This window comes from Halostella sp. PRR32, from assembly GCF_034808085.1.
In the GTDB taxonomy this organism is placed as follows: Archaea; Halobacteriota; Halobacteria; order Halobacteriales; family Natronoarchaeaceae; genus Halostella; species Halostella pelagica.
The window spans coordinates 572,438-584,325 of sequence record NZ_JAXHGL010000002.1 but is presented as its reverse complement, the minus strand read 5'-3'; the positions used below and the strand labels follow the sequence as shown (position 1 = coordinate 584,325).

At 63.1% G+C, this 11,888-nt stretch carries 10 protein-coding genes; 2 read left to right on the top strand and 8 right to left on the bottom strand.

The window, feature by feature from the left end; translation table 11 throughout:
- The 4 genes from SM753_RS08195 to SM753_RS08180 all read right to left on the bottom strand — a co-directional run.
- A partial coding sequence (locus tag SM753_RS08195; RefSeq protein ID WP_323191215.1) for a flippase occupies positions 1–1,903 on the bottom strand: 1,903 nt, incomplete at its 3' end.
- 220 nt (positions 1,904–2,123) lie between these two features.
- Positions 2,124–3,788: a right-handed parallel beta-helix repeat-containing protein gene (locus SM753_RS08190; RefSeq protein ID WP_369335337.1), complete on the bottom strand. Its 1,665-nt coding sequence runs from the start codon at positions 3,786–3,788 to the stop codon at positions 2,124–2,126.
- 134 nt (positions 3,789–3,922) lie between these two features.
- Entirely contained in the window at positions 3,923–4,579 is a 657-nt protein-coding gene (locus SM753_RS08185) for a helix-turn-helix domain-containing protein (RefSeq protein WP_138798451.1), read from the bottom strand.
- 84 nt (positions 4,580–4,663) lie between these two features.
- Complete coding sequence (locus SM753_RS08180; RefSeq protein WP_323191213.1) at positions 4,664–5,581, bottom strand: MoaD/ThiS family protein; 918 nt, start codon at positions 5,579–5,581, stop codon at positions 4,664–4,666.
- Positions 5,582–5,981: 400 nt separating this feature from the next.
- Between SM753_RS08180 and SM753_RS08175 the strand changes: the two genes are divergently transcribed.
- Positions 5,982–6,197, top strand: a complete 216-nt coding sequence (locus SM753_RS08175; protein ID WP_323191212.1) for a hypothetical protein — start codon at positions 5,982–5,984, stop codon at positions 6,195–6,197.
- A 167-nt stretch (positions 6,198–6,364) separates the two neighbouring features.
- Here SM753_RS08175 and SM753_RS08170 read toward each other — a convergent pair whose 3' ends face one another.
- The 4 genes from SM753_RS08170 to SM753_RS08155 form a co-directional block, all read right to left on the bottom strand.
- Positions 6,365–8,005 (bottom strand): Na+/H+ antiporter NhaC family protein, encoded by a 1,641-nt coding sequence (locus tag SM753_RS08170; RefSeq protein WP_323191211.1) that lies wholly within the window; start codon positions 8,003–8,005, stop codon positions 6,365–6,367.
- Positions 8,006–8,090: 85 nt separating this feature from the next.
- Complete coding sequence (locus SM753_RS08165) at positions 8,091–9,872, bottom strand: excinuclease ABC subunit C (protein WP_323191210.1); 1,782 nt, start codon at positions 9,870–9,872, stop codon at positions 8,091–8,093.
- A 55-nt stretch (positions 9,873–9,927) separates the two neighbouring features.
- Positions 9,928–10,941 (bottom strand): helix-turn-helix domain-containing protein, encoded by a 1,014-nt coding sequence (locus SM753_RS08160; protein WP_323191209.1) that lies wholly within the window; start codon positions 10,939–10,941, stop codon positions 9,928–9,930.
- A gap of 117 nt (positions 10,942–11,058) precedes the next feature.
- The gene (locus SM753_RS08155) at positions 11,059–11,316 is read right to left on the bottom strand and encodes a hypothetical protein (RefSeq protein WP_323191208.1); all 258 of its coding nucleotides are present in this window, start codon (positions 11,314–11,316) and stop codon (positions 11,059–11,061) included.
- Between the two features lie 193 nt (positions 11,317–11,509).
- Here SM753_RS08155 and SM753_RS08150 point away from each other — a divergent pair, with 193 nt between their 5' ends.
- Positions 11,510–11,785, top strand: a complete 276-nt coding sequence (locus tag SM753_RS08150) for a hypothetical protein (protein WP_323191207.1) — start codon at positions 11,510–11,512, stop codon at positions 11,783–11,785.
- Positions 11,786–11,888: the final 103 nt, after the last annotated feature.

Here is an 11,888-nt window from a genome sequence, read left to right as displayed (position 1 = left end):
TGTCGTCGGTCGTATTGTCGGCAGTAGTGTTGTCGTCGGTCGTATTGTCGGCAGTAGTGTTGTCGTCGGTCGTATTGTCGGCAGTAGTGTTGTCGTCGGTCGTATTGTTGACGGGCGTATTATCGTTCGTTGTCGTCCGTTCCTCCGCGGTTGTCTCTTCCCCGGTTGTCGTTTCGGCTGTTGTCGTCGGTTGCTCGCTCGTGGGGTTCCCATCTTCGGTAGTAGTCGGTTCGACGGTCGTGGGGGACCCGTTCGGCGAGGCGGATGCGCTGTCGCCGAAACCAGCGCTCGGTCCGAGGAGCGTCACTCCCAGTCCCGTGATCAACAGTAGGACGCCGATCACGATCAAGACGTTCTGCAGTGTGCTGGTGACCAGCGGCGAGATGCGTCTATCGCCGAGAGACCAGTAGATATCGCGGGCGACCCCCCCGATCGGTTCCGGGAACGAGGCAAGGACCTTCAGTAGCTCGCCGACGCTGACCGCTCCCGTGACGAGCGCGCAGCAGCCGAAGATGACGAAGCCGAGCGGCGGCACGACAGCCAGTGTGAGGAAGTCGCCCTCGACGAGCGACGGGAGCGCGAAGATGGCCGGCGCGGCGAAGGCGGTCGTCAGTGCGACCCGAACGAGGCGGGCGTCGGCGAGCGGGTCGAAGCCGACCTTTCGAGCGCTCCAGAAGTGAAAGAGTGCCATCGAACCGTAGCCCACGCTCGTCGCCACCGCCGCACCGACCATCCCGTACAGCGGGATGAACACGAGGTTCAGAGAGAGGTTGATCACGGCGGCCATCCCGGTTGCGAAAACGGGGTACGCGAGGTTCCCCTTCCCCTGTGCGACGGCGAGGATCGGGCGGGCGACGGCGAACCCGAGAGCGCCCGGAAGCAGGAGAAGGAGCGGGGTGGTCGCCGCCGTCGCGGAGGCACCGCCGTAGAGCGGGACGACGATACCGGAGAGGGTGGCGAGACCGATGGCCATAACGCCCGTGAGGAGGAACGTGTACCGGGTGGTTCGGGCGGCCAATGACGATATCTTCGCGTGCTGGCTCTTCGACCAGAGTTCGGATGTCGAGTGGACGTAGACAGTCTGGAGGGTCATCGGTATGAACCAGAGAAACTCCGCGATCTTGAGCGCGATCTTGTAATTTCCGACGTCCGCACTCCCTCGGAACGTCTGGAGCATCAGAACGTCGACGTGATAGAGCGATGTCAGCAGGAACACGAGCACGACGCTCATCGAGTTGAACGTGAACATCGAACGCCGGGGGAAATTCGGCGGCGTCCGGCGGAACACGTAGCGTAGCGACGACGTCCGATGGATCAGCGCCAGGCCGATCACCCCGACGAGGAAACTCGAGAGGGCGCGCCCGGTGAGCGCACCCACAACCCCGTATCCCAGGTAGACGAGCGGAAGCGCGATCGCGACGAACGCAACGGTATCGAGTACCTGCAGCGGTTCCGAGTACCGTTCGAGCCCGAAACCCATGAGCGTCTTCCGAGCGAACGACCGGAACTGTGCGGCGACGACCAGCGCGGCGAGCGCGTAGAAGTAGTCCGTAAACTCCGCACCGATGAAGCGCGCAATAGCGCCCGAATCGGCTGCGTACCAGAGTAGACCGGCCCCGACCGCCGCGAACAGCAATGCCAGTCGGAAGTAAAAGCCGACGACGTGTTCGCTCCAGTCGGCGACAGGCCGCTCCTCGGCGATGAACTTCCGGACGCCGTCCGTGATCCCAGAACTGATGAAGATCATGAACACGGAAAACGTCGAGAGCACGAACGAGTACTGACCGAACGAGGCGATGCCCAACAGTCGGACGAGCATCGGCGTCGTCAGGATGCCGACGACCAGGATCACGACCTTGCTACCGGCGACTGAGAGAACGCCGCTCAGGAGGCTCCGGTTCACGGTTCATCTCGGCCCTGAGTGGCCGGTGAAGCCGGCAGACGATAGTTCCGCGTGCGGGGTGTACTTCTCGCTACGGTCACGGTGGCGTTACTTCCAACCAGAGACGGATTATTATCGTTTCGTTAAGGTCCCTCGTTCCGCCGAAACCCGGAGACAATGCTCGGGCACTCCCGGTCGCCTCGGTCAGCATGCTACCCCCGGTGTCCGCGTTCCGAGCGCGCTAGAACGTGTTCCCCCACATCACCAGACCGTCGCAGCCGTTGTCCTTGACGCCGTTGACGAGGGTATTCTTTTTCAGCGCGGCGTTCTCGCACTGGTCGTAGAGCAAAACCCCTTCGTTCCCGTCGTAGGACTCGGCGTGTACTTCGCGGACGACGGTACCGCTACCGAGGTCGACGATCGGGTACTGCGAGGCCCGATACTCGCCTTTATATATTCGGCAGTCATCGCCCGTGTTCACCAGGGCGTTGCGGTCGACATCGGACGGTTGAGTGACGGTTACCGCGTTGAAGCGACAGTTGTCCCGCTCACAGCGGATGCCGTCGCGGAACCCGCCGTCGTCCCCCGCTTGCCCGGAGACCGTGACGTGTTCGCAGAGCACCTGATCGGTGCGGTCGCTCTCGCGGATCCAGATAGGGTAGCCGCCGGTCGTGTCGTGGGTGATATCGGTGTCGACGATGACCGTTTCGCCGGCGTCCGGCGAAACGACGATCCCCTGATTGATCTCGTCGCCGCTGATATCGATGGTCGAGTTCTCGATGCGAGTTCCCTCGCATGTGTTCATAACGGAGATGGCGTGACTGGTCGGCATCGGGTTGGTGACCCGGACCGCGGCCCCCTCGACGCGCAGGCCGTCTCCGTTTTCGAGTCGAATGGCGCGCTGGCTGGTGTCTTGCGGGCGAGCGTCGTCGACCTCGACGGTCACCCACTCGACGCGACTGCTGTCGCCGCCGATGCGGACGTTCGCCGCGTTGCTGTTTTTGAAGATGCCTCCCTCGACGACGACTGTTCCGGTGCCGCCCGAAGCGTACAGGCCGTTGTCCGGGAATGGACCGAGTACGCAGTGCCTAAACGTGAGTGTCCCGCGGTTTTGGTTGGCGATGATACCGCTCGGTCCGCGCCAGAGGTTTCCGGCGTTAGGCGTCTCGTCGACCCAGGCCGCCCCGTCGGGTGCCTTGAACCCCTCGACGATTCCGCTGCCGTCGGGGTCGGTGATGTTGAACAGCCCCGGCCCCCACGTCCCGCTGTCGTGGTAGCCGTCGACCGTGATGTCGCGGACTTCGAGGCCGTCAGCAACGAACGTGTCGATTACGCGAATACCGGTGTCTGTGGCGGTCTGGTCGACGGTGAATCCCTCGACCAAGAGGTTGCGTCCGGGGCTGTAGTCCACGCCGAGTCGGAAGAGCCGGTACTGCGGCCCGTCGAACTCGTGGTAGTTCGCCGGAACGAGCGTCGCGTCGTTCCCGAGTAGCCCGAAGTTCTCGAACCCCGTGAACCGGAACTGCTCGTCCATGTAGTAGCGTCCCGGCGGGAAGACGAGGAGCGTGTCGTCGCCTCGGTGTGCCTTTAGTACATCCGTAATGGGTTCACTGCCGGTGTTGTCAGCGCCGGCTTCGACCATGTCGATCACGGTGTCGTACTCGTCGAAATAGTCCGAATACGATCCATCGCCGCTAGACGCGCTCGCCGTCGATGCGATCCCTATACCGGTGACTCCGGTGGCTACCGCGCTCTTGAGGCATCCCCGACGCGTAAGCGATCGCTTTGCACCAGCCGCGGATCGCGGTCCGTTCTCCCGGTCGGAACCGACCGCATCCGCTGAGGTTTCAGTCGCCGTACTTCCCGTATCGTACTCTTTGTCTGTAATGAAATTTGGAAGCTTCATTTATTTCTGTACTAATCCTCAGCGCTCGACATGACCAATATCTGTGTATTCAGCTGTACAGTTTTTATATACAAAGTTCTAGTACCGCCGCGTTCACCGCCGGCGATTCGCTTGCGTGTTCTCAAGTAACGGAGTTACCAGCCCGAACTGTCAGCGTCGATCGTCGTCGTTATCAGCTGCTCGATTGCTCTCCGAAGCTGTTGGGAGACAGCGGACGTAGACACGTCGAGTTGATCCGCCAGGTCGCTCTGCGAGACGCGACGCGGGACATCGAAGTACCCGGCGTAAAACGCCCTGAGCAGGAGTTCTCGCTGCTGGTCAGTCAGGCCGGCCGCCGCGACTCCGTCGGCGTAGTCGGACTCGCGTAACCGGACGATTCGAAACCCGATGTCGTGTTTCCGGCAGTGCTCCTTGAACTCGAGCAACGCGTCTCGGTCGGGGATCTGTAGTCTGAAGACCCACCCGCCGTCCCCGCTCACTACGTTGAAGACGAAGATACCTAGTTCGGAGCACTTCGGAGGGATCAACTGACAGTCGGCCGTCGTCCGGACGCTGTAGACGCACCGGTTCGCGAACGTCGCGATCCGGCGGCCATCGGCCACGGTCGGATCTCGGTCGAGTGACGCCTCGAACTCGTCGAAACCGTCACCGAACACCGAAAGGAACAGCACGGTTGAGTCGTCGACGACGGTCGTGTACTCCCAGCGAATGGGGGTATTCGACACCGCACGGATCGTCGACCCCAACGCGGTGCTCGGTGGCGAGAGGTGAATTTCCGAGATGAAGCCCATTGAAATCCTTCGGTCGTTCGGTGTCGTAATTGGTCCCAACGGTGCGGATAGAGTGCAATCAGTTCCTGTTACGAACTCGGTGTCTCAGGCCCCCGTGTCGACGACGATCCGGATCGAATCACCGTCTTTGAGAACGTATCCGTTCGGGTCAACGGGTTCGCCGTTCACCTCGACCGAAACCGACGCCCCGTTTTCGCCGTCCACGTAGGTCTCGTTCTCGTAGGTGACTGAGTCCTCGGTCACGTTGATCCCCTCGAGCGTCGACATCCCGTATCCGAGAGTCACGTTCCAGGCGTGCGCGTGCCACGGTTCGCCGGCACCGTTCTCGAAGTGGAAGTACTGGCTGTGGTCCGCGTTCTGGTACTTATCGCGACTGAAGTCGACTTCCTCGCCGTCGACCTCGAACGTGATGTTCCCGTGGACGTGGAGATCCTCGTGCCTGATGTGTTCCTCCGGGGCGGAGGTGTTCGTCTCGGATGTCGTTGCGACGACCCACACTTCGTCACCGTCTTGCAGTTCGTAGCGCTCGGGGTCGACCGCCTCGCCGTTGACGCGAACGGTCACGGTAGTGCCGTTCGCGCTGTCGTCGTAGGTCGTCCCGTCGTGGGTGAGAGTGTCAGCCGTCGCTTCGAGGCCGAGCGTCGCGAGCGCTTCGGCGAGCGTCACGGTTTCGTTAGATCGGTGCCAGACATCGTTCGCACTGTCGTTCACACGGAACGCTTCAGAGGAACTGTTGTACTCCTCGGTGATGTCGAGTCTGGTCCCGTTGACGGCCACAGCTATCTTCCCCGTCGCCGCGGCGTCCGCCGCAGTCGTCGTTTCAGCGGACCCGTCGTCCGTCGCGTTAGCTTCGTCGCCCGCAGTCGCGTTGCTGTTTTCGATCGTTTCCGTCTCGGTGTTCGTCTCGTCGCCACCGATTCCGGTACAGCCCGCCGCCAGGACGAGTGCCCCGACGATCAACACGATGCCGATTCGCTTCCGGTCGAGTGGTAATCGTTTCATCTGCGTAGTTGGGCAGATCCGGCTGTCTCGGTATTATTATCGGCATCATAGTCGGGGTTTACCCCCTGAATAATCCCGAGAGGCCCCACTGCCGCGTTCCGAATGTGGAAGCAGTGATCGTTGGGAACCCACAACCTACCGTCGTAGACTATCGCACCCCATTTAAAAACTTGCTCCTGTTTCTGGTCCTGAAACCGAGGATCCGGAGTTAATATACTGCCCTATCTCTATCCGAGTGCGGAGGCCGCCTGGAGTCCCCGTGTCGTCCGGTCGTTGCCAGACATCGACACTGATCTGCTCCGACGCCTCCGTCCCTGACAGCCACGCCAACCGACTGCCTGATAGGGACTGCTGTAACTGTGTCCCGGTGTTTGCCGACACGTGTCGGCGACGTACCGGAATGACGTACAGCAGTCCCTACGAAGTCACGCCGACGGACGTCGTTGAAGAGTTTCGCGGGACCGTCCCCGCGAAACATCTGACCCAGCGACGTCTGTCCGTAGCAGCTCCCGACGCCGCCCTGCAACTGGTCCCACACCCCACCCCAACCTTTCGACCCGTCTGCCTGTACGGCGAGAAACCGGGATCCGTCGAAGCGTGGGGAACGTACCGCTGACGCTTACTCGAACTGACGACGGTATCCCGCTCACGTGTCCGACGGAGAGCGTAGAGACGCGTCGGAGGCCCACTGCGTTCGACAAGTGCCGACTGTGACCGTCTGATCAACTGATAGTCGCCGACCCAGCGTCTGCGAAACACCGAACTGAATTCCAACAGTTCCTATCAGTCGTCGCTGACGGTCCCGGATTCAGCCGTCCCGTCGAACGGCTTCGCGGGGACGTCTTTTCGGTTGGCGTCGAACTCGGAAAGGGCGTACACGAGACCGAACAGTACCACGGCACTGACCGGCAGGAAGACGGCCGGCCCGAGACCGGTCACGCCGTAGATCAGGTACGCGAGCGTCGCGACGGAGATGACCGTGACGGCGTAGTACATCTGCGTCCGGACGTGGTCGATGTGGTCGGACCCGGCGAACGTCGACGAGAGGATCGTCGTGTCGGAGATGGGCGAGCAGTGGTCGCCGAAGATCGACCCGCTGAACACCGCTCCGACCGCGACAGCGACCATCTCTGGGCTCTGGTTACCGATCGACCACGCCAGCGGGACGGCGACGGGCGTGACCAGCGACATCGTCCCCCACGAGGTACCGATCGAGAAGGAGATGACCGCCGAGGTGAACAGGATGACGATCGGGAGCATCATCGGGCTGACGAACCCTTCGGCGATGCCGGTGACGTAGTCGCCGGTACCGAGCGCGGTGGCGACCGACCCGATGGACCACGCCAGCACGAGGATGCTGACCGCGTGGAGCATGATGCCGAACCCGTCGAGCACCGTCTCCATCCCCTCCTCCAGGTCGATGTGGTCGTCGATCAGGCCGAGGGTGAGCGCGGTCGCCACCATGCCGAACGACCCCCAGACGAGCGCGCCGGTGAAGTCGGCGTTTTCGGCGATGCCGAGCGCGTCTCTGCCGGGCGCGTAACCGGTCCAGGCCGCGCCGCCGATGACGACGACGACGAGGACGGTGACGGGGAAAACGAAGGTCCGCAGTCGGGGGTTGTCCGTGACCGGGTCGCCGAGGTCTTCTTTCATGCTCTGGAGCGGGTTGGCGTTCTCTCGCGTCACGTTACCCGTCCTGCGGGCGCGGGTCTCCGCGTCGAGCATCTCGCCGAAGTCGCGCTGGGTGACGACGACGATGCCGACCATCAGGAGCGCGAACAGACAGTAGACGTTGAACGGGATCGACCAGAGGAACGTCGCGGTGGCCGACGGCGTGTCGCCCTGAATGCCCATGTTCTCGTAGGCTGTCTGGACGAGGCCGATCTGGAACGCGACCCACGAGGAGATGCCGAACGTCGCCACGGGGGCGGCCGTCGAATCGAGGATGTACGCCAACTTCTCTCGGGACATCTGCATGTTGTCGGCCATGTCCTTCATCGCCGACCCGACGATGGCGGTGTTGGCGTAGTCGTCGAAGAACCACACCATCCCGAACAGCCACGTGACGATCCCCACCCGACGGTGGGAGTCGACGCGGGACCTGGCGAACTGCGCGACGGCGAGCGACCCGCCGAGACGCCACAGCAACGCGATCCCGGCACCGAGCAGGAACGTGAACACGATGATCTTCGCCTGGAACGTACTCTCGCCTATCGAACTGATTATCCAGTCGAACGCTTCGATGACGCCTGTAAACGGCGTTGCGGCGTACTCGAGGACGGTGTCGGCCGCAGCGCCGGCGACGATAGCGCCCCCGATCCACACGCCGAGAAACAGCGACAGCATCGCCCGGCGCGTGATGATCGCGAGAGCGATGGCCAGAAGCGGCGGTACGAGCGACAGCGCTCCGAATTCCGGTGCCATGGTGAGTGATAACATATGCTATTATTAATCGTTTGTGATCACCCGGATCGGTCAGACCACGGTCCAAAACGACCGGTATTCGGCGTTACAGGCGAGTGGATAGCGTCTCGACCGTCTTTGCCCCGATGCCGTCGACGGTTCGGAGTTCCTCGGGCGAAGCATCCCGGATGTTCTCGACGCTGCCGAACCGCCGGAGGAGACGCTTTCGCGTCTCCGGGCCGACGCCGGGAACGTCGTCGAGAACTGTCGAAACCTCGTCTCGAACCGTCTGGTGGTACTGCACGGCGAAGCGGTGGGCCTCGTCGCGCACGCGCTGGAGGAGGTGAAGTTGCGGCGCGTCGTCGGGCCAGTCGTACACGCCTGACGGCGTCACGACCAGCTCCTGGTCTTTGGCGAGCGCAACGGCGGGCACGTCCCAACCGGTCTCCGTGAGGGCGTCCCGCGCCGCGTCGAGTTGCCCCTCGCCGCCGTCGATGAGTAGGAGGTCGGGGTCGGGGCGGTCGTCGCGGCCGTCGACCGACCGCTCCGCCCGCCAGCGCAACAGCGCGCGCATGTTGGCGTAGTCGTCGTTTCGCTCGTCCAGTTTCTTCCGGCGGTAGTCGGCTTTCACGGGGTCCCCGTCGACGAAGGCGACGTTGCTGCCGACGACCGCGCTCCCGTGGGCGTGACTCACGTCGAACCCCTCGATGCGGTCCGCGCTGTCGATCCCGAGTTCGTCGGCCAGGATTCGCGTCCCGTCGCGGTCTCCGCCGCGCCGCCGAGCGTTTTTCAGCGCCAACTCGACCAGTTTCCCCTCGCGACCCGCGCCGGGGACGCGAACGGCGACGCCTTCGGCGTCAAGCCAGGCGTCTATCTCGGGGTCGCCGTGATGTTCAGGCAACAGGATGGCGTCCGGTAGGTCTCGCTCGGCGTAGTACTGGGTGAGAAACGCCGAGAGGACGCGCGCACTCCCTGACCTGTCTGTTCGGCGATTCTCGGACTCTCCCCGCTCGCCCGTGTTCCCGTCGTCCGCCGGTGCGGCGAGACGGTGGCGCTCCCGGTCGACGAGTTGCCCGCCCTCGCTGTGGAGGCGCGCGACCGTCGCGTCGCCGCCCTCGATGGCAACGCCCACTACGTCGACCGAACGCGCGCCGTCCTGACTGCTCACCGCCTCGCCGCCGCCCTCGTGGAACGACTCCACCACGTCGAGGCGGTCCCGGAGGTTCGCGGCGCGTTCGAACTCCCGGTTCTCCGCCGCGCGCTCCATCTCGCGCCGGAGCGGATCCGAGAGGACGCCCGTTTCGCCCTCGAAAAACCGCCGGACTGACGCCACGTCTCCGGCGTATGCGTCCTCGCTGATCTCGCTGGTACAGGGGGCGGTACAGAGGCCGACCTCGTAGTCGAGACAGGGCCGGTCGCGGTTCGCGTACTTGTGGTCCGAACACCCCCGGACGCCGTACGTCTCCCGGAGCGCTTTCACGACGGTTTCGACGCGACCTTTGTCGGTGAAGGGGCCGTATGCGACGGCGTCTTCCGCGGGGTCGCGCGTCACCTCTATCCGGGGGGCGGCGTGGTCGGTCAACTGCACCAGCGGGTAGGACTTGTCGTCTTTCAGGCGGACGTTGTACCGTGGCTGGTGGCGCTTGATGAGGTTCGCCTCCAGTAACAACGCCTGCGTCTCCGTGTCCGTCGCGGCGACCTCGACGTCGTCGGCGCGCTCGACCATCCGGGCGATGCGCTGGCTCCGGGGGTCCGCGTAGGAGCGCACGCGGTCCCGGAGGTCGACCGCTTTCCCGACGTACAGCGTCGTCCCGTTCCGGCGGAACTGGTAGATGCCCGGCTCCCGAGGCAGGTCGTCCGCGCGCTCTCTAACCGCCGGCGCGTTCATCGATGCCCCCTAGCCGAGGCAGCGGTTTGTACCCTTCGTCCCGGACCGAGCACACTCACTCGCTGTACGGTGGTTTCGCCGCCTCGGGACCGTGGCCTTCGAGGTGAATGATGTTCTCGCGACCGATGGAGAGTTTCTCTATCTCGCCCTCGTCGACCATGTCCGAGAGCAGGCGGCTCACCTTCGCTTTCGACCACTCCGTCTCGTCGACGATCGCCGCCTGCTTCATCCGGCCGTCATTGTCCTCAAGTAGCTGTATCACGCGCTGTTCGTCGGTCAGAAGGGGTTCGTCGGCAGCCTCCTCGTCGGCCGCCTCGGGTTCTGCCGCCGCAGCGTCCTCGCTCTGCCGGCGTCGTTTCAGGAGCATCCATCCCGCGATAAGTCCGACCCCGAGTACGAGCGCACCCGCACTGAGTTTGGCGACGGTGCTACCGTCGGCCGGGTCTGTCCCCAACTGGAGCTCTAACCCGTCTCGGAGACCGTCGCCATCGGTGTCTGGGTCGGTCGGGTCGGTGCCGTAGTTTTTCACCTCCGTCCCGTCGCTCAACCCGTCTTTGTCCATGTCGGCGTCGGTCATATTCAGCTCTCGATTCAACTCTTCCTGATTCGTCAACCCGTCACCGTCGAGGTCTCCGTCCCTGGCGATCACCATCATGCTTTCCGTCTCGACGTCAGTCGGCGTCCCGTCGCTCGTCTTCATCACTATCTGGAGAGTGTCGCGACCCGTCTCGTTTACTGGCCAAGCATCGACAGGGAACGTCACAGTGCCGTTCTGTGCGGTCACGTTCTCGGTACAGCCCAGCGTGTGGCTCTGATTCCCGTCGTTGTATCTGTACGCGCAGATGTCGTATTGCTGGGTTTCCTCTCCAGAAAAGGATACAGAGAGATTGAACGATTCCTCTTTCCAGACGAACGTCGAGTCGTTCTGATTCATCGCTACGGCCTGCCCCGATAGTTCCACGTCGGTGACTCCCTCCTGGTTCGCTGCCAGTCCCCACGCTGGTGTTCCGAGGGCCGCGAGCACCAGAAGAACACCGATCAGGGCGAGCCCCCTTCTCGCCAACGTCATACTCTCCATTCGCCGCCCTGTCCTATACCGTTTGTCGAGGTAGACTGAGACATCACGAGAGTGATGCCTCTCGCAGACCGTCCCAGCCTAGCCGGCGGAAAGCGACCCTTTCCGGAATTATGCGATTACTGACACGTTCGTCTCGTTGGCGTCGTCGCCGACGGTGTCGTTGCCGACCTCCTCGTCGCCGGTGTCGTTACCGACGCCGCCTTCTTCTGTTTCGTCGCCGACGCCGACACCCTCTTCAGTCTCTCCGACACCTTCGGTTTCGTTGTCGTCCCCTCCACCTGGGCCGCCACAACCGGCCAATCCAACGAGTAGCACTGCGACGATAGCGACCAGTACGACACGTCTGCTGGGCAGTCTTTCTTTCATCGCTACGTCTCCATCCCGGACCGGAACCCGATTAAAAAGCCGTAGCCGTTGCGCTTGGTTCCGAACTGTTTCGACGGATTTGACGCTGTTGCCGTCCAGCAGAAGATGCAGTGTGAGTGTAAGTGTCCGTTAGGATCGACACTTCCGTCGATACCCGTCAGCTTCAAATCCGCCCCTATCGAAACCCCGATGAATGGAGGACTCTGACGAGGCGATCCGAGTGTGGCTCGTCGAGCGCAACGTCGACCAGCGGAACCTCGTGACGCTCGTGTACGCGACGCCGGACGGACGGCGTCGACACCTGCGTCAGCTCTCTTCGGGGGCGATAGACCGCGGAACGGACGTGACCGCGGCGAAAACGGTCCACCCGGACGATCTGGAACCGGTCGAGGACGAGACGACCCGCGACCGCTACGAGTCGGAAGCGAGCCGCGTCGCTGACCGGCACTCGGCCGACGACACGCTGTAACTCCTCGAAGCTGGCCGGCCGGAACGCAGATGCTATCGGCTGTCCCTGTTTGTACGTGACCCGTTGGGTCGATCCATCGTCACCGGGTAGTTGTCCCGACGGG

Bases quoted from the DNA above. Each gene is read 5' to 3' on its own strand.
- SM753_RS08190 (WP_369335337.1), bottom strand. From the start codon at position 3,788: ATGAAGCTTCCAAATTTCATTACAGACAAAGAGTACGATACGGGAAGT.
- SM753_RS08185 (WP_138798451.1), bottom strand. From the start codon at position 4,579: ATGGGCTTCATCTCGGAAATTCACCTCTCGCCACCGAGCACCGCGTTG.
- SM753_RS08180 (WP_323191213.1), bottom strand. From the start codon at position 5,581: ATGAAACGATTACCACTCGACCGGAAGCGAATCGGCATCGTGTTGATC.
- SM753_RS08175 (WP_323191212.1), top strand. From the start codon at position 5,982: ATGACGTACAGCAGTCCCTACGAAGTCACGCCGACGGACGTCGTTGAA.
- SM753_RS08170 (WP_323191211.1), bottom strand. From the start codon at position 8,005: ATGGCACCGGAATTCGGAGCGCTGTCGCTCGTACCGCCGCTTCTGGCC.
- SM753_RS08165 (WP_323191210.1), bottom strand. From the start codon at position 9,872: ATGAACGCGCCGGCGGTTAGAGAGCGCGCGGACGACCTGCCTCGGGAG.
- SM753_RS08160 (WP_323191209.1), bottom strand. From the start codon at position 10,941: ATGACGTTGGCGAGAAGGGGGCTCGCCCTGATCGGTGTTCTTCTGGTG.
- SM753_RS08155 (WP_323191208.1), bottom strand. From the start codon at position 11,316: ATGAAAGAAAGACTGCCCAGCAGACGTGTCGTACTGGTCGCTATCGTC.
- SM753_RS08150 (WP_323191207.1), top strand. From the start codon at position 11,510: ATGGAGGACTCTGACGAGGCGATCCGAGTGTGGCTCGTCGAGCGCAAC.